15 protein-coding genes, 1 tRNA gene and 2 pseudogenes are annotated in these 15,634 nt (G+C 66.0%); 11 read left to right on the top strand and 7 right to left on the bottom strand.

Going from position 1 to position 15,634, the window contains the following annotated elements; all coding sequences use genetic code 11:
• Positions 1-29: 29 nt before the first annotated feature.
• The 4 genes and pseudogenes from ACPFMJ_RS05360 (at position 30) to ACPFMJ_RS05345 (ending at position 4,799) form a co-directional block, all read left to right on the top strand.
• Positions 30-2,303 (top strand): annotated as a pseudogene (locus ACPFMJ_RS05360) (circularly permuted type 2 ATP-grasp protein).
• Positions 2,300-3,187: a transglutaminase family protein gene (locus tag ACPFMJ_RS05355; protein WP_424362815.1), complete on the top strand. Its 888-nt coding sequence runs from the start codon at positions 2,300-2,302 to the stop codon at positions 3,185-3,187. The pseudogene ACPFMJ_RS05360 and the gene ACPFMJ_RS05355 overlap by 4 nt, the downstream one beginning before the upstream one ends.
• Positions 3,184-4,485: a H(+)/Cl(-) exchange transporter ClcA gene (gene clcA, locus ACPFMJ_RS05350; RefSeq protein WP_424362814.1), complete on the top strand. Its 1,302-nt coding sequence runs from the start codon at positions 3,184-3,186 to the stop codon at positions 4,483-4,485. The genes ACPFMJ_RS05355 and clcA overlap by 4 nt, the downstream gene beginning before the upstream one ends.
• 116 nt (positions 4,486-4,601) lie before the next feature.
• Positions 4,602-4,799, top strand: coding sequence for a hypothetical protein (locus ACPFMJ_RS05345; protein ID WP_424362813.1), 198 nt, complete (start codon positions 4,602-4,604; stop codon positions 4,797-4,799).
• Positions 4,800-4,858: 59 nt separating this feature from the next.
• Here the strand turns inward: ACPFMJ_RS05345 and ACPFMJ_RS05340 are convergent, their stop codons facing one another.
• The gene (locus ACPFMJ_RS05340; protein WP_424362812.1) at positions 4,859-6,121 is read right to left on the bottom strand and encodes a DUF1236 domain-containing protein; all 1,263 of its coding nucleotides are present in this window, start codon (positions 6,119-6,121) and stop codon (positions 4,859-4,861) included.
• A 687-nt stretch (positions 6,122-6,808) separates the two neighbouring features.
• Complete coding sequence (locus ACPFMJ_RS05335; protein WP_424362811.1) at positions 6,809-6,940, bottom strand: hypothetical protein; 132 nt, start codon at positions 6,938-6,940, stop codon at positions 6,809-6,811.
• Positions 6,941-7,075: 135 nt separating this feature from the next.
• Between ACPFMJ_RS05335 and ACPFMJ_RS05330 the strand changes: the two genes are divergently transcribed.
• From ACPFMJ_RS05330 to ACPFMJ_RS05305, 6 genes and pseudogenes are all read left to right on the top strand, one after another.
• Positions 7,076-7,321: a hypothetical protein gene (locus ACPFMJ_RS05330; protein ID WP_424362810.1), complete on the top strand. Its 246-nt coding sequence runs from the start codon at positions 7,076-7,078 to the stop codon at positions 7,319-7,321.
• A 117-nt stretch (positions 7,322-7,438) separates the two neighbouring features.
• Positions 7,439-8,662 (top strand): hypothetical protein, encoded by a 1,224-nt coding sequence (locus ACPFMJ_RS05325; protein WP_424362809.1) that lies wholly within the window; start codon positions 7,439-7,441, stop codon positions 8,660-8,662.
• A gap of 138 nt (positions 8,663-8,800) precedes the next feature.
• The gene (locus ACPFMJ_RS05320) at positions 8,801-8,950 is read left to right on the top strand and encodes a hypothetical protein (RefSeq protein WP_424362808.1); all 150 of its coding nucleotides are present in this window, start codon (positions 8,801-8,803) and stop codon (positions 8,948-8,950) included.
• Between the two features lie 197 nt (positions 8,951-9,147).
• A pseudogene (locus ACPFMJ_RS05315) lies at positions 9,148-9,792 on the top strand (nitroreductase family protein).
• Between the two features lie 29 nt (positions 9,793-9,821).
• The gene (locus tag ACPFMJ_RS05310) at positions 9,822-10,175 is read left to right on the top strand and encodes a DsrE family protein (RefSeq protein ID WP_424362807.1); all 354 of its coding nucleotides are present in this window, start codon (positions 9,822-9,824) and stop codon (positions 10,173-10,175) included.
• Positions 10,176-10,320: 145 nt separating this feature from the next.
• A complete protein-coding gene (locus ACPFMJ_RS05305; RefSeq protein ID WP_424362806.1) occupies positions 10,321-10,698 on the top strand; it encodes a hypothetical protein in 378 nt (125 codons plus the stop codon).
• An 87-nt stretch (positions 10,699-10,785) separates the two neighbouring features.
• Here the strand turns inward: ACPFMJ_RS05305 and ACPFMJ_RS05300 are convergent, their stop codons facing one another.
• The 4 genes from ACPFMJ_RS05300 to ACPFMJ_RS05285 all read right to left on the bottom strand — a co-directional run bounded on the left by ACPFMJ_RS05300 (position 10,786) and on the right by ACPFMJ_RS05285 (position 14,101).
• Positions 10,786-12,114 (bottom strand): sigma 54-interacting transcriptional regulator, encoded by a 1,329-nt coding sequence (locus ACPFMJ_RS05300; RefSeq protein ID WP_424362805.1) that lies wholly within the window; start codon positions 12,112-12,114, stop codon positions 10,786-10,788.
• A gap of 523 nt (positions 12,115-12,637) precedes the next feature.
• Positions 12,638-12,713 (bottom strand) — tRNA-Asn (locus ACPFMJ_RS05295).
• Positions 12,714-12,788: 75 nt separating this feature from the next.
• Complete coding sequence (locus tag ACPFMJ_RS05290) at positions 12,789-13,700, bottom strand: sugar kinase (protein WP_424362803.1); 912 nt, start codon at positions 13,698-13,700, stop codon at positions 12,789-12,791.
• A 59-nt stretch (positions 13,701-13,759) separates the two neighbouring features.
• Positions 13,760-14,101 carry a HesB/IscA family protein gene (locus ACPFMJ_RS05285; RefSeq protein ID WP_424362802.1) on the bottom strand — a complete coding sequence of 114 codons (342 nt, stop codon included), beginning with the start codon at positions 14,099-14,101 and terminating at the stop codon, positions 13,760-13,762.
• 45 nt (positions 14,102-14,146) lie between these two features.
• Here ACPFMJ_RS05285 and ACPFMJ_RS05280 point away from each other — a divergent pair, with 45 nt between their 5' ends.
• The gene (locus ACPFMJ_RS05280) at positions 14,147-15,370 is read left to right on the top strand and encodes a deoxyguanosinetriphosphate triphosphohydrolase (protein WP_424362801.1); all 1,224 of its coding nucleotides are present in this window, start codon (positions 14,147-14,149) and stop codon (positions 15,368-15,370) included.
• Between the two features lie 20 nt (positions 15,371-15,390).
• Here the strand turns inward: ACPFMJ_RS05280 and ACPFMJ_RS05275 are convergent, their stop codons facing one another.
• Positions 15,391-15,576 (bottom strand): hypothetical protein, encoded by a 186-nt coding sequence (locus tag ACPFMJ_RS05275; protein WP_424362800.1) that lies wholly within the window; start codon positions 15,574-15,576, stop codon positions 15,391-15,393.
• Between the last annotated feature and the right edge of the window lie 58 nt (positions 15,577-15,634).

The raw sequence follows: 15,634 nt of genomic DNA, 5'->3' as shown, positions 1-15,634 counted from the left end.
CATCAACGACATACGGCGTCACCTACCGCGTGCATGGCGAGGCGCGCGAACGGCCGTGGCCGCTGAGCCGCCTGCCGCTGCTGATCACGGAAAGCGACTGGCGCGAGATCGCGGCGGGCGTCGCGCAACGAGCCGAGCTTCTCGATCGCATCCTGCACGACGTCTATGGCGAGGGGCGTCTCGTCGCCGAGGGCGCGCTGCCGGCCGCCGTCGTCGCAGGCTCGCCCGAATTCATTCGCCCGATGTGCGGCGTGAGACCGAAGGGCGAGCGATGGCTGCGCTTTTACGCGGTCGATCTCGGTCGCGGGCCTGACGGCAAATGGTGGGTGCTCGGCGATCGCGCGCAGGCGCCGTCGGGAGCAGGCTACGCAGTCGAGAACCGGTTGATCCTCGCCCGCGCCTTTCCCAGTCTCTATCGCGAGATGAACGTGCGCCGCGTCGGTCCGTTCTTCCGCGATTTTCGCGCGGTCGCGCGGCGACCGCGGAGCGATCCGCGCATCTGCCTGATGACGCCCGGTCCCTATAGCGAGACTTATAGCGAACAGGTTTATCTCGCCCGCTATCTCGGCTTCATTCTGGTCGAGGGCGAGGATCTCGCGACGAGCGAAGGCAAGCTCCATGTGCGCACCGTCGCCGGGCTGAAGCGCGCCGACGTCGTTTGGCGGCGCGTCGACGCGGACTGGCTCGATCCGCTGGAGGCGAACGCCGCGTCGAAGCTCGGCGCGCCGGGATTGTTCGACGCCATTCGCAACGGCGCGGTCGCCGTCGCCAACATGCCCGGTTCGGGCCTCGTCGAGTCGCGCGCCTTGATGAGCTTCCTTCCCACCATTGCGCGAAGGCTCATCGGAGAAGAGCTGCGCCTCCCCAATGTCGCGACATGGTGGTGCGGGCAGGAGGCCGAGCGCGACGAGACTTTGCACGCCTTCGACAGCCGCGCCATCGCTGGCGCCTTCAACGACAACGCCGCGGGCCTCGACGGCGCCCGCGCCGCGATCGGGGCCGAGCTCGACGTCGAGCAGCGCGCGCGCCTCGTCCGCGCCATGCAGGCGCGCGGCATGGATTATGTGGGGCAGGAGGTGGTCAAGCTCTCGACGACGCCCGCCTGGGACGACGGCGTATTGACTCCGCGTCCCTTCACGCTGCGCGTTTTCGCCGCCGCGACGCCGGAGGGCTGGAAGGTCATGCCCGGCGGCTTTTGCCGCGTTTCGGACCGCCGCGACGCGCGCGCCATCTCCATGGGCGCAGGCGCGCAATCCGCCGATGTGTGGGTGATCGGCGCGGAGGCCCCCGAAAACGCGACGACGCTGCTGCCCGCAAAGAACGACGCGCGGGTGGTGCGCGTGCCGGGCAATCTCCCGAGCCGCGCCGCCGACAATCTCTTCTGGATGGGCCGCTACCTCGAACGCGCCGAAGCAACGCTTCGCATCGTGCGCTGCCTCTGCAACCGTCTGACCGACGAGTGCCCGGATGCGGCGATGGGTGGCCCATCGAGCGGTTGAAAGCGGCTGCTTGTCGCCTGGGGCGCCGCCGCGCCTTTCGCGGCCCCGCATCCCGGCGCCGTCATCGCGCTGACCGCCGCGAGCAACGCCGATTTTTACGGCTCCGCGCGCGCCATCGTCGGGCAGGCGAAGCGCGCCGCCTCCATCGTGCGCGAACGTCTGTCGCAGGATATGTGGCAATTGATGGTGCGCCTTGAAACGCGTCTGGAACGCGCCGCGGACGGCGCGCCGCTGGAGCCCGAAATTCTCGAGATGGCCGAGCGCGCCTTGCATACGCTCGCTGCGCTCTCTGGCCTGATGGACGAGAATTTCAACCGCGTCTCCGGCTGGGCCTTCCTCGATCTTGGCAAGCGCATGGAGCGCGCGGTCAACACCTGCCGCTTCGTGCGTCAATTCGCCGCCGACGATCCGACGATGGAGACGCTCGACGCGCTGCTCGAACTCGTCGACTCGCAGATCTCCTATCGCTCGCGTTATCTTGCCGGCCCCGCGCTGGCGCCGACGCTCGACATCGCCATGCTCGATCCCTTCAATCCGCGCTCCGTTGCTTTCCAGGCGCGGCGCATCGACGAACATCTCGCCGGCCTGCCCGCCCTCATCGATGACGGCATGATGGAGCCGCAGCGTCGGCTCGCCGTATCGCTGCGCGCCGATCTCGAAGCCGCGGACGCGCGCCGTCTCGACGCAGAGAGCGTGCTGATTTTCGAGCAGCGTATGATGGCGCTCGCCAACGCCATTTCCGAGCGGTATTTTTCGCATTCCAGCGATCCGGCGCCGACGGACAAGCGATCGAAGCTCGCGTGATCTACGACATCGAACACGTCACGACCTACAGTTACGAGGCGAGCGTCGCTTCGACGCGCTGCGCCATCCGGCTCACGCCGCGCGAGAGCAGGGGCCAGCGCGTGTTGCGGAGCCGCGTCGAGGCGGCGCCGGCGCCCGAGGCGACGCGTGAGAGCATGGATTTCTTCGGCAATCGGGTCGTCGAGGCGATGATTCGCGAGGCCCATGCGCGGCTCCGCATTTCCGTTTCCGCGCGTGTCGAGGTCGCGCGGGAGGAGCCCCCGGCCGCCTGCCTCACGCCCTCCTGGGAGAATGTCGCGCGCGCCGCCGGGGCGGCCAGGACGCTGTCGCGCGAATCGCCGGTCCATTGGCTTTTCCCCAGTCGTCAGGCGCCGCTCCACGCGCCGGTCACGGACTATGCGCGCGAGAGCTTCCAGCAGGGGCGCCCGGTTCTCGAGGCCGCGGAAGAGTTGATGCGGCGGATCAAGGCGGATTTCGCCTATGACCCGAACGCAACCCATGTCGCGACGCCGCTCGCCGACGCCTTCGCGGCGCGGGGCGGCGTCTGTCAGGATTTCGCGCATATCATGATCGCCGGCCTGCGCGGCCTGTCGCTGCCGGCGGCCTATGTCAGCGGCTATATCCGCACCGCGCCGCCGCCGGGCCAGCCGCATCTCGAGGGCGCCGACGCGTCGCATGCCTGGGTCGCCGTCTGGTGCGGCGAGCCCTTCGGCTGGATACATCTCGATCCCACCAACGCCATGTACGCCGACGACAACCACATCGTCGTCGCCATCGGCCGCGACTATGCGGACGTGTCGCCGATCGACGGCGTGATCGTCGGGGCGGGGCGGCAGGCGCTGGGCGTTTCGGTGGACATCAGGGCCGTGGGCGGCGCGCAATGAACGTCCACGTTCCAGTTGAGAGCGAAAGCGGCCAGAGGAGCCTCGTCACGCTGGCGGCGCTGGCGTTGCTGGTTGGCGGTGTCGCAGGGTTGGTCGGCGCGCTGTTTCGCCTCGCCTTGCAGCAGGCGGATCGGCTGCGCGACCTTGTCGTCGTCTGGGCGCAGGGCAGGGCGGCAGTCGGCTTTATCGCCGTCGTCGCGCTTTGCGCCGGCGCCGCGCTCGTCGCCAGATGGGTGGTGCGGCGTTTCTCTCCGCACGCCTCCGGCAGCGGCATTCCGCATGTCGAGGCCGTGCTGCATGGCGAGATTCCGCCAGCGCCCTTCATCCTGCTGCCGGTGAAGTTTATCGGCGGCTGTCTCGCCATCGGCGCCGGCCTAGCGCTCGGGCGCGAAGGGCCGAGCGTCCAGATGGGCGCTGTCATCGGCCATCTCACTGGCGAGCGCTTCCGCCGCAACTGGGCCGATTGCCGCGCGCTGCTCGCGGCGGGGGCGGGGGCGGGGCTCGCCACCGCCTTCAACGCGCCCATGGCCGGCGCGGTCTTCGTGCTGGAGGAGCTCGTCCAGAAATTCGAGCAGCGCATCGCCATCGCGGCGCTCGCGGCCTCCTCCACGGCGATAGCGGTCGCCCATCTTCTGCTCGGAGACTCGCCCGATTTCCTGATGCCGCCGCTCGATTACCCCGCCCCCGCCATCGGTCCGCTCTTCTTCGTCCTCGGCGCCGCCATGGGACTCTTCGGCGTCCTCTACAACCGCATTCTGCTGGCGACGCTCTCGGCCTTCGAGGGCTCACGCCTGTCGGGGGAAACGAAGGCCGCGCTCACCGGCGCCGCCGTGGGCGCTCTCGTCTGGTTCTCGCCGCGTCTCGCCGGCGGCGGCGATGGCCTGACGCTGGCCGCGCTCGCGGGCTGGCAGGACGTGTTCGTCCTGCCTTTCGTTCTGCTGGTGAGATTCGCCCTCGGCAACGCTTCTTACGCCGCGGGGACGCCGGGCGGCCTCTTCGCGCCGATGCTGGCATTGGGCGCGCAGGCGGGTCTTTTCTTCGGGGTCGTCTTCGGATTGCTGCTGCCGGGCGTCGATATTCAGCCGCAGGCTTTCGCCGTCGTCGGCATGACGGCCTTCTTCACCGGCGTTGTTCGCGCGCCGCTGACGGGGATCGTGCTCGTCACGGAGATGACCGGCAGCGTGACGATGCTGCTTCCCATGCTCGCCGCCTGCTTCGCCGCCATGCTGGCGCCGACGCTGCTGGCCAGCGCCCCGATCTATGAGTCCCTGCGCGACCGCCTCCTACGCAAAAACTAAGCGGCGGCGTTTCTGTAAGCAGATGAATATAAAATGAATTTCGTCGTCAGGCGGGGTTCAGTCCGACCATGCGACGGTGCCCGCGGCTTGGGGCATCAAGCAATGGAGCGCCTGATATGAAGAACATCCTTTTCGCCATGGCTCTTGCCGTCGCCGGCGCCGCTTTCGCCCAGCCGGTCTTCGCCGCGGCCGAAGAGCCAGCTCCGGCGGCCACCGAGCCCGCGAAGGCGAAGCCGGCGAAGCACAAGTCGCAGCGCCATATGCAGAAACATGAACGCCACTCTGCGGTGACGAAGGCGCACAAGGCCGGCTAGCAATTCTCGGCAAATAGAAGGCGCCGGGGACGGGTCCCCGGCGCCTTTGCGTCGCCGCGTCAGCGCGGCTCCTCAATGATGTCGACGACCTTCCGGCTGTCCGGGTCCACCAGGACGACCTGATCATTCAGCACGAAGTAGTCGAAGCGCGCCACGTCCGGCGTTTCGGCCGCAATCTGGCGCGGGACCGGCTCGATGTCGACGAACTCCGGCACCCGGTCGCCGACCCGCACGCAGACCTGCTTCAGGTTCTGCTTGGCCTCCTGCATCACGCCGCGATAGAGCGCGCGCTCCTGCCGGTTGTCGAGCCGTACGCGCGGCGCGTAGCCATAGGCTTCCCCGCGCTCCCGGCGGCCCCGGTAGCCTTCCTCGCGGGCGGAGCCGTAGCGGCCGCCTTCGCGCCCCTCGTAACCGCCGCCGCGCTCCTCATACCCGCCGCCGCGCTCGTTATATCCATAAGCGGCAGGCGGGCCGCCTTCGCCGCCCAGCATGGCGACGACCTGGCGGTCGCCGGGATCGATGATGGCGATCTGATCGTCGACCCGAACGAAGTCATAGCCGCGATATTGCGGCGCGATCGCCACGATTTCAGGGGGCAGGGGGGCGAACTGCACGGTCGGCGGAACGACGGCGCCGATCCGGACATTGAATTCGTTGCGGGTGATGCGGGGGCCGCCGCGCCGCTCGATGATGTCGCGCACGCGCGTCTGGTCACGCTCGCTCAACCGCAAGCCGCCGCGCTCGTTACGGCCCGCACGCTGGGTTTCGTCGCGGTCGGTCCGTCCAAAGGTTTCGCGGCGCTCGCCGCGCGGGCCGGTCGACTCCGCCCCGCGCGTCCTGTCAGCGTCAGACGAGCGCCCGAAGACGTCGCGGCCCTGCAGCTGATCCCGGTCCGCCTCGCCTCGCCGCTCGGTTGGGCGCTGCCCGCGCTCCATCTCGTTCTGGGCGCCGCGGCGCTCCTCGTCGCCCTTGCTCGCGCCCGTACGCTGGTCCTTCTGCGACTCGGCGCGTCCGGCCTTGTCCTGTTTCTCGGGCTCCTTGGCGCCCTGAGTCGCGGCGCCGGGCTCGGGTTTCGCTTCGTGCTTGCTCGAGTCGCGCTTGCCTTTGTGGCGGCGATTCTCGTCCATGCCCAGCTTTCCGCGGCCCTCTTCGTCGCTCGCGCTCTTGGCCGCCTCGCCCTGCTTCGCGGTCTCGCCCTGCTTTGCGGTCTCTGCGGCGTCCTTGCGCTCTGACTCCTTCGATTCCTTCGCCGCTTTGGTTTCCGCGCGCTCGCGATTCCGCTCCTGGGCGCCTTCGCTGCGACGCTCATGCTTCTTCGCCACCTCGGTCCCGGTTTGCTTATGCTGGGGGGCGGCGGATTCGGTCTGGCCCGGCCTAGCGGCCCCGCCTCCCGTTTCGTCTCGTCCGGCGTTCTGCGCGTAGCCCTGTGAAATGCAGAGCGATAGCGTCGCGACTGCCACAGAGACAAGGAGCCTGGCTCGCATTGCGGCCTCCATCTGAAGAAGGCGCTGGCCTTCGCCTTGGCCGCGCCTGCTTGGGTCGGTAATGCCGTGCAACGCGCGTGAGCACGAAATGTTCTCATCAAATTTGCCAGACGCGCGGACTCGACGTAGGGTCTCCTGGCAGTCGCGCGTGGGCTGCCGGGCGGCCGCCTCGGAGCGTGGATAATTGGCTCTGGCGCGGGATTGGGCTTGACAAAAACCAAGCCCTCCGCTGTACTGGCGCACGCGTAAAGCAGAAAAAACGGCGCTTTAAGCGCATTCTGAGGGAGGTAAAGATGGGTTGGCTCGTCCCCGCTGCCATGCTGGCTATGGTTGTTATCGCCGCTGTGACCATCACGCGCCTCTGATCGTCACGATCAGCGTGTGAATCGGGTCCTTTGCGGTCCGGTTTAAAGACCGTCAGCGTGAAAGCGCTGGCGGTCTTTTTTTGCCGCAACCTCAGCCCGGCCGTTCGGCCGTCGGGAGTTCCCCAGGTCAGGAACCTTCAAAGGACCGCCAAGGGAACCTTCAAAGGACCGCCAAGGACATGGCGAGCAGTTCCCGAGCCCAATCCGCCAGATACGCCGCCGCGACATAGGCTTCGACCCCTACCCAGGAGCCCGTCGCAATGATGGCGGTCAATGTGAGCAACTTCGTCATTTTCATCTCCCTTAGCTGAGAGGAGAATATGCGCCGTGGCGACGCGCGGCTGTGCGCTGGAAAACGGGGCGGGACGTCGCTGAGGAAGGCCGCGGGTGCGGATTTGGGGTCGCCCGAATGGCGAGGGGACGAAAGATGAAAGGGATCACAACCGTCGTCCTGGCCGCGTTCGTTCTCGCCACCGCCGCCTCGGCGCAGCAAAACCCCTATGTCACGCCCTACACGACGCCTTACGTCTACAGGCCGCCGACGAGCCTGATCGTCGACCCCAATGGCTGCCCGAAATATTGCGGCAACCCTCAGCCGCAAGTCAGCAGCCAGGGGTCGTTCACGACGTTCTCCCAAGAGCCGGACCAAGCAATGCACAAAGTCGGGCGTTGAGCCCGGCGGGGGCGGAACGCCGCCTCCGAGCCGCTCGGCGGCGCGGGACCTTTTCTATCGACGCCGGACGCGGGTTGATATTCACTGAGGCCGAGCGGGAAAAGCGAGAGGGCCTCGGTGACTTGTGAAGTTGCGGTGATGAACAAGCACGGCGTCGCTTTGGCCGCCGACAGCGCGCTCTCGGTCAGCGATGGGCAGAAGGTCTACCATACCGCCGAAAAGCTCTTCAAAATCGCAGAGGCGCCCATCGCCATTATGGCCTATGGCTGCGCCGAGATCATGGGCGTGCCGTGGGAGCTCGTCATCAAGAGCTATATCCGGCAGCTCGGCGAGCGGCGCTTCCCGGCGGCCGAGCAATATGGCGAGGACTTTCTTCGATTCGTCGAGGCGTCGGAGACGCTGTTCCCGGCTTCCGTGCAGCGAGACTGGTTCCGTCGCATCGTCGAAGCGCTCTGGACGACCGACATAAGGGACGTATGGCGTAAAAAGCTCGACGGTCCGCCGCGCAATCATCCTCACAAGGCGTCGACCCTCTTGTTGCAGACGATCAAGGAAGCGCTCGCCGCCTTCAAGGGCGTCGCGCCGATCGATCAGCTCGGCCACGCTTACGGCGAGCGCATCCTGTCGGAATACGCGGAGGTCCTGAAGGAGCTGGAGACGCGGCTCTTTCACGACGTCCATCTCAACGACGAGATCAGCGACGCGCTACGTCTTCTCGTGAAGCTGACGCATACGCATCAATGGTTCCATCCCGACAATCTTACGGGGATCATCGTCGCGGGCTTCGGCGAAGCGGAGCTTTTCCCAAGCCTCTACATCTACAATGTCGGCACGGTCGCCGCGGCCCGCCTGCGCTGGCTCAAGGTGGACGAGGCGCATGTCGACCGCGAGCATCCTGTCATCGTGATTCCCTTCGCGCAGACCGACATGATCGATCTGTTCTGCACCGGAATCTATCCGGCGATGAAGGAGCGGCTCGTCGACATCATCGTCAAATGCCTGCCGGCCCCGACCGGGGCCCATAAAGCCGGGAAATCCGCGCGCGCGCAGGCTCAGGAGACCGCGGGGGCGGTCCGGGAAATTCTCGAGAAAGAGTTTCAGGAGAAATACACGCTCCCGCTGATCAGCGCGGTGGACGTGCTGTCGCGCTTCGAGCTTGCGAAGATGGCGGAGGCGCTCATCAGCCTGACGGCTTTCAAGGCGCGCATGTCGACGCAGCAGCAGGAGACGGTGGGCGGTCCCATCGACGTCGCGGTGATCTCCAAGGGAGAGGGCTTCGCCTGGGTGAAAAACAAGAACATGCTGAAGCGCGAAGATGCGGCGGGGTTCCTGATGCCGTGAGCGGCGCGCGTCTGGTCGCGCATTTTTTCTCCAGCTCAAGCAGCCGTGATCGCCGCTCATTGCCGCTCAGCAGGGGCCGCCTATCTACGTCGTGTCGCATGCAACATGCGCAGCGGTAGAAAAGGTCAGGAGTTCGACATGCTAACGAAGCTTATTGTCGCCGCCTGGGTTTCCCTCGCGATGTCCCTGATCCCGGCGGCGGCGTTGGCGCATGGGTGCCATCACCACCATCATCACCACCACCATCACGATATGGACAACGACAGTAAAACCGAGAGCGGGAAGTAACGTCGCAAGGCCGCTAACGACGGGTTCGGCATGGCGCCCTTGTGGTCCTTGGCGTTCGCGTGGGGCGACCCGGATCTCGTGGGTCGCCCCTTTCTTTTTGCCGGCTTTTAGTCTCTTCGACCCGCCTCCCATCGTTGCGCTTGTTGAATCAGAGGCGACCGGAATACTCTGTCATTCGAGCGCCGGAGATCGCGGCAATGAGCACCCTGACGAAGCTTGTGCTGGGGATGATGGGGCAGTTGCGGCCAAAGCCTGCGAAAGGCGAAGGCGCGCCGGCGATCGAATTGCCGCCGCCGAGCAAGGAGGGCGGGGAGCCCTTGATGGAGGCGCTGTCGCGGCGGCGTTCCGAACGGGAATTTTCGCCCCGCGAACCACAATTGCAGACGCTCTCCGACCTTCTCTGGGCAGCCTATGGCGTGAACCGGCCCGACGGCGGCCGAACGGCTCCCTCTGCGCTGAATGCGCAGGAAATCGACCTCTAGGTCGCGCTCCCTTCGGGCGCCTATCTCTACGACGCCGGCGCCAACAGGCTCCAACTCGTGGCTGGACGTGACCTTCGGGCCATCACCGGCTATCAGGATTTCGTCGACGAGGCCCCGCTCGACCTCGTATTCGTCGCGGACCACAGCCGCCTGTCGCTCGTTCCCGCAGGTCAGCGAGAAAGTTACGCCTTCGCCGCCGCGGGCGCGATTTCCCAGAACGTCTATCTGTTCTGCGCGAGCAACGGACTTGCGACCGTGATCCGCGCATGGATCAACCGCGAGGCGATCGCCGACGCGCTGGGGCTGAGCCACGATCAGCAAGTGCTGCTCTCGCAAACCGTGGGATATTTCAAGAGCTGAAACCAAACAGCCCTGCGCAGGGAGGAAAAATGCACTTCGTGATCTCCGCCACATATGGCCCAACGGATCCGACAAGAGCCATGCTGCCATTCATCTTCGCCGCCACGGCGTTGCAGGATGGCGATCAGGTGACGCTGATGCTCTTCGCCGATGCGGTGTTTTCAGCGGTGGGCGGCGCCGCATCGAAACTTGTGCCCGTCGGGCCACCCAACAAATTCGAGGACGTGGTTTCGCATCCAAACGCGACGGTGCTCGCCTGCAAGCCCTGCCTGGAAGCGCGCGGCCTCGGCGCGGCCAGTCTCGACCAGCGCATAAAGCTCGGCGGGATGGGCGAATTCCATGCGGCGGCAAAGCTGGCGGACGCGCGCGTCTTGAATTTCTAGAGGCGAATCGAAACGCGGGCCCGAGCGAACGGGGCGGGGGAATTGAAATCGGTCGCCCCGTGGCGCTGGCGCCAATGCGGGAGCGCCCGGCGGATCTATGAGTCTCTTTTTCCCCGGTGGATGATCCGTCCGCCAGGGGGGGACCATGCCGCGCGGATTGAACAGCGAAAAGATATGCCCGAATGCGCCTGACCCGCGCTTTCCGCCTGATGCGCAATTCGATCTCGTCGTCGAAGGCTCGTCGCTCGACAAACTGGCGCGCGAGGGCGAACTCCTGCGCTGCGTCGACGTCAGCAGCGCAAGCGTGGCGAGCGGGGACATTGTGGTGATCGAGCGTTTGCGGGGCGACAGTCTGGAGCTGCTCGGCAAGCGCGCGCTCCTGCAGGGCGAAGACCTCGAACTCTGGTCGGAGAGCACGCTCGATTACTGGCGCGAACCGGTCATTCGGCAAGGCAGGCCCGATGGCCCCGCCGCCGACGTGCGCATCATCGGCAAGGTGCTCTACGCGCATCGCCGCAGGTGAACGCGCTTTGCCGGAGGAGAGCCGGTGGCAAGGCGTTCTCACAATCACTGGACGGGCAATTGCTAGCGGCTTTGCGCTAGCGGCTCGTCACATCCCCAGCTTCTCCAGCTTCTTGCGCAGGGTGTTGCGGTTGAGACCGAGAATCTCGGCCGCCTTCAGCTTGTTGCCGCGCGTCGCCAGGAGCACGCGGCGCAGGAGCGGCGTCTCGATCTCGCGCAACAGCCGGTCGTAGAGATCGGGCGGCGACTGGTTCGCGCCGCGCAACATGTCGCTCACGTAATCCTCCACCGCGCCCGCCAGGGACGGCTTTTGAGGTGCGAGTTCGTTTGGCCTGATTTCCTTTGGCTGCAGCGGCCGACGGGGCTCGCGCGCCAGCTCCGTCCGCACCATTTCCGCCGTTATCACGTCGCTGCTGTAGAGAACGGCGATGCGGCGCAGGAAATTGCTCAATTCGAGAATGTTGCCGGGCCAGTCATATTGCTTGATGCATTCCAACGCCGAAGCGTCGATGCGCGGCGCGGGCAGGCCTTCCTCGCCGGCGAGTTTCAGCACGGCGTCGACGATATCCGGCAGATCTTCGAGACGTTCGCGCAGGGGCGGCAGACGCAACGGCACGACATTGAGTCGGTAAAACAGATCCTCCCGGAACGCGCCTTGCGCAACGAGCTGCGCCAGGTCCCGGCGCGTGGAGGCGATGATCCGCGACGGCACTGGCGTCAGCGCGATTTCCTCTTTCAAAAGGCGCAGGAGCCGCGCTTGCGCGTCGAGCGACAGATCGGCGATCTCCTCGAGATAGAGCGTGCCCCGCCGCGCCCTTGCGATCGCGCTCCAAGCCGCCTCGCCCGGCGCCGCGCTGTCCGGGAAAGCGGATAGCTGCGGATCGCCCAGCCCGGGGATGTCGATGGAGACAAAGGCGCCGGCTCGGCGCTTGCCGAATTTGTGGAGCGCCCTCGCGACCAACTCGGCGCCGGTTCCGGATTCCCCGGTGATGAGAACGGGATGGTCGGTCTGCGCCAGACGAAGGAAGGCGCGGTAGAGTTCCTGAATTGTCGACGACTTGCCAATCAGCGGAATGGCTTCCGTCTCCCCGCCGAGCGCGGGGGTCTCGCTGGCGGCCTCCTCGCACAGCGCAACGAGACCCTTGAGATCGATGGGCTTGGCGAGCCGTGCGCGCAGACGCGGATGATCATGCTGCGCGGGCGCAGCGGGAGCCGCGGCATGGGTTACGACGACCGGCAGGTCAGGCGCGGCCTTGCCGAGAAACGGCAGAAGCCGACCGTCGTCCAGCACGCTCTCATCTGCGATGACGAGATCGGCGGCGCGATTCGCCGCCCAGAGGCGCAGCTCCGCGGCGTCGCCTGTGGTCAGCACCTCGAAGCCGAAACGCGCCAGCGTCTGCTCCAGGATGGCGCGCATCGCCGCACTTTTGTCGGCAACCAGCACCGTCTTCCGCCGTAATCCCGGAAATGGCGCCACTCGCGATTTGTCTGCATCGCACCTGACCCGATTCATAGCCGCACATGCATCTAGAGAAACAATCCGGAAACAATCTATATGATCGCGACGCGCTCACAAGACGAGGCGAGGCAAAAAGCACAGGGAACGCCACTGGCCTCAGTAGTTTAATTCCCTATGGAACTGAAAATACGCCTCTGGCCCTATGTCGTCATTCTATACTGGTGCGATGACTTGCGCGCAGACGTCACGAATCTCGCCCGCTTTCAGCGCGCGCGACTCAAAAATGCTCAGCGGAGGGGTCGCCGCGTGCACGGCCTCATGGCGTCGATCCGAATGCCTGTATGCGAAGCCGCCATCGCGCAGTGGCGGCGCCGGCGGCCCTGCGCAAAGCAGGCTATATCGCTGTTACGCTCTCAGGGAACCGCAGCGGCCTTGAAGCGCCCACGGCGCAGGCGCATCGTCTCTGACTGGTTGGAAAGAATGGCTCCCCGAGTAGGACTCGAACCTACGACCTAGCGATTAACAGTCGCGTGCTCTACCAGCTGAGCTATCGGGGAACGTCGTGGTGAGGGGCGTATACAAGGGGCGGATGGGTTTGCCAAGCCCTTTTCCGCAGATTGTGGAAAACCCAGCTAAACAAGGGCTTCCGTTGTGAGGCTTTGGCCGAATTCTGCGCTGGCGCGGGCGATGTCCTCGCGACTCGGCAGGCCGGCCTCGTTGCCGAGATGCTGGACTTTGTGGGCTGAGGCCGCCCGGGCGAATTCGAAATGGGCGCGCCAGGGGGCGTCGGGCCGCTCGAGATAGGAGGCGCAATAGGCGCCGTGGAAGACGTCGCCGGCGCCGGAAGTGTCGACGACGCGGTCCGAGGGCACATGGAGCGAGGGCAGGTGCTGGAGCTCCCCGTCCTCGCCGTACCAGAACATGCCCTTCTCGCCGACGGTGACGGCGCCGACCCGGCAGCCTTTCGACTTCAGCCAGGCCAGCATCTGCGTTTCGGTGAAGGACATCTGCTTGCAGAGCTGCTTCGACACGACAGCGACGTCGACGAAGTCGAAAATCTCCTCGATATGCGGGCGCAGGGCCCCGCCGTCGATGGAGACGAGCACGCCGCGCTCGCGCGCCGCCCTGGCGTAATGAAGCGCGGCGTCGGCCATATGGCCGTCGAGATGGAGGATCCGCGCGGAGGAGATGTCCAGCCGGATGAAGGGATGCAGATAACTGTCATCGCGCGCGCGCAGGATCGCGCGTTGGCCGTCATTGGGCCAGACGAAAGAGAGCGAGGAGCGCGCCACCTTTCTCGGATACAATTGTATCCCGTAGCAATCGGCCATTTCCGCGAACATGTGGCCGAGCCAGTCGCGCGCCTGCGTCGTCAGCATATGCACATCATGGCCGAGCTTGGCGCAGGCGAAGCCGGCCGTGACCGCGTTGCCGCCGAAGCTCACCGCATAGTCGCGTGCGACCGCCTTTTCGTCGCCCGCCGGCATTTCGTCGGCGAGCATGGTGACGTCGATATAAGCGTGTCCGATAAAGAGCGCGTCCAAGGCAATCTCCGCTGTCCGGCATTCCGCCTAGTATGGCCGAAACGCATGGCGCGCGCGTCTCAGATCGAGAAGCTCGTGCCGCAGCCGCAGGAGGCGGTGGCGTTGGGGTTCTCGACGCGGAAGGACTGGCCCATCAGATCGTCGACGAAATCGATTTTCGAACCGGCCAGAAAGCCGATGGACGCAGGGTCGATGGCGACGCGAGCGCCGTCGCGCTCGACGAGCGCGTCTTCCGCCCTGGGCGCGGCGTCGATCGCGAACTGATACTGGAAGCCCGAGCAGCCGCCGCCCTCGACCGAGACGCGGAACACGGCGCCGGGCGCCTCATGGGAAAGAAGCGCGACGATTCGCTTCGCCGCCTGTTCGGTGAGCGCCACATCGCTTGCCAAGGTCGCCGTCATGCTCAAGTCCTCGTTGCTTCTTGCTTCCATCAGGAGTTGCGGTCTATGCGCTGCAACATAAGCCCGCCGTCCGGGCCTTTCAATGACTGGAGCCAGACCGTGGCGCTGCGACAGCCTCTCGCGCCCTATGCGTGCGACGCGACCAATTCTCGCGGCCGCCTTTACGCCGTGTCGCCCTCGCCGACGCGCAGCGCGTTTCAGCGCGACCGCGACCGCATCATCCACTCCACGGCCTTTCGCCGCCTCGCGCACAAAACGCAGGTTTTCGTGCCGCTCGACGGCGACCATTTTCGCACGCGCCTCACCCACACGATCGAAGTGGGCCAGATCGCCCGCGCCCTCGCTCGCGCGCTCGCCGCCGACGAGGATCTGGCGGAGGCGGTGGCGCTGGCGCACGACCTCGGCCACACACCCTTCGGCCATGCCGGGGAAGAGGCGCTCGAGCGGTGCATGAAGCCCTATGGCGGCTTCGATCACAACGCCCAGGCGCTGCGGGTCGTCACGCTGCTGGAGCGGCGCTACGCCGACTATGACGGTCTCGACCTCTGTTGGGAGTCGCTGGAGGGCATCGTCAAGCATAACGGCCCGCTCGAAGGGCCGAAGGCGCTGCGGCCCTTGTCGCGTTACATCCGGGAATTCGACGCCGTCTATCCGCTGGAGCTGTCGACCTTCGCGAGCGTCGAGGCTCAGGCGGCCGCGCTCGCCGACGACATCGCCTATCTCGGGCACGATCTCGACGACGGGCTGCGGGCCGGGCTTTTCTCGCTGGAGCAGATTGCGGCGGGCGCGCCCTTCATCGCTGGGCTACTGAATGAGGTTCACGCGAAGCACCCGGGCCTCGAACGCGGTCGCGTCATTCACGAACTGGTGCGCCGCGTCATTACGCATTTCGTAGAGGACGCGATTGCAACGGCGACCGCGCGTCTCGAACGCCTCGCGCCACAAAGCGCGGCGGAGGTGCGCAACGCCGGCGAGGTCATGGTGGCGTTGTCGCCGGACATGACGACGGCGGAGCATGATCTCAAGCGTTTCCTCTTCGCGAATATGTACCGCCACGCGCGCGTTCTCGGCGTCTGGGAGCGCGCGCGCGGCGCGATTTCGCGACTCTTTCCCGCGTTTCTGGAAAACCCTGCTTTGATGCCGCCCGAATGGACGACGCTCGCCGCCGCCCGCGAAGAGGGCGCGCGCGCGGTCGTCGTCGCGGATTACATCGCAGGCATGACGGACAGATATGCTTTGCAGGAAGTGAAGCGGTTATTCGGCGCATAGCGTCGCGCCCGCCCTCGCGCTTATCCTCCTGTCGTTCCTTCGGCTTTGCGCCGCCGGACGTCACGGCGCGCTGCAAGCTCGATAGGGACACCGCCGGCAAGTCGGTCTTCAGGCAGATTCAGCGCCGGCTCGATTTCGACGGGATCGTCAAGGGTACGGGCCGCTACCCCCTCGTCGAGCACGAGGACATGGGCATGATGCTGCATTTCGAGGTCCAGCCCAGGCCGGGCGCCTGAGGCTCCGGGGCCGGCGGAGATGCATTCG

This window comes from Methylocystis parvus (assembly GCF_049675845.1).
Taxonomy (GTDB): domain Bacteria; phylum Pseudomonadota; class Alphaproteobacteria; order Rhizobiales; family Beijerinckiaceae; genus Methylocystis; species Methylocystis parvus_A.
This window is presented reverse-complemented; position numbering and strand designations above follow the sequence as displayed.

What these genes read in the sequence shown, in the direction of transcription:
- clcA (WP_424362814.1), top strand. Translation starts at nt 3,184, where the DNA reads ATGAACGTCCACGTTCCAGTTGAGAGCGAAAGCGGCCAGAGGAGCCTC.
- ACPFMJ_RS05345 (WP_424362813.1), top strand. Translation starts at nt 4,602, where the DNA reads ATGAAGAACATCCTTTTCGCCATGGCTCTTGCCGTCGCCGGCGCCGCT.
- ACPFMJ_RS05335 (WP_424362811.1), bottom strand. Translation starts at nt 6,940, where the DNA reads ATGACGAAGTTGCTCACATTGACCGCCATCATTGCGACGGGCTCCTGG.
- ACPFMJ_RS05330 (WP_424362810.1), top strand. Translation starts at nt 7,076, where the DNA reads ATGAAAGGGATCACAACCGTCGTCCTGGCCGCGTTCGTTCTCGCCACC.
- ACPFMJ_RS05320 (WP_424362808.1), top strand. Translation starts at nt 8,801, where the DNA reads ATGCTAACGAAGCTTATTGTCGCCGCCTGGGTTTCCCTCGCGATGTCC.
- ACPFMJ_RS05310 (WP_424362807.1), top strand. Translation starts at nt 9,822, where the DNA reads ATGCACTTCGTGATCTCCGCCACATATGGCCCAACGGATCCGACAAGA.
- ACPFMJ_RS05305 (WP_424362806.1), top strand. Translation starts at nt 10,321, where the DNA reads ATGCCGCGCGGATTGAACAGCGAAAAGATATGCCCGAATGCGCCTGAC.
- ACPFMJ_RS05300 (WP_424362805.1), bottom strand. Translation starts at nt 12,114, where the DNA reads ATGCGCGCCATCCTGGAGCAGACGCTGGCGCGTTTCGGCTTCGAGGTG.
- ACPFMJ_RS05285 (WP_424362802.1), bottom strand. Translation starts at nt 14,101, where the DNA reads ATGACGGCGACCTTGGCAAGCGATGTGGCGCTCACCGAACAGGCGGCG.
- ACPFMJ_RS05280 (WP_424362801.1), top strand. Translation starts at nt 14,147, where the DNA reads ATGCGCTGCAACATAAGCCCGCCGTCCGGGCCTTTCAATGACTGGAGC.
- ACPFMJ_RS05275 (WP_424362800.1), bottom strand. Translation starts at nt 15,576, where the DNA reads ATGCAGCATCATGCCCATGTCCTCGTGCTCGACGAGGGGGTAGCGGCC.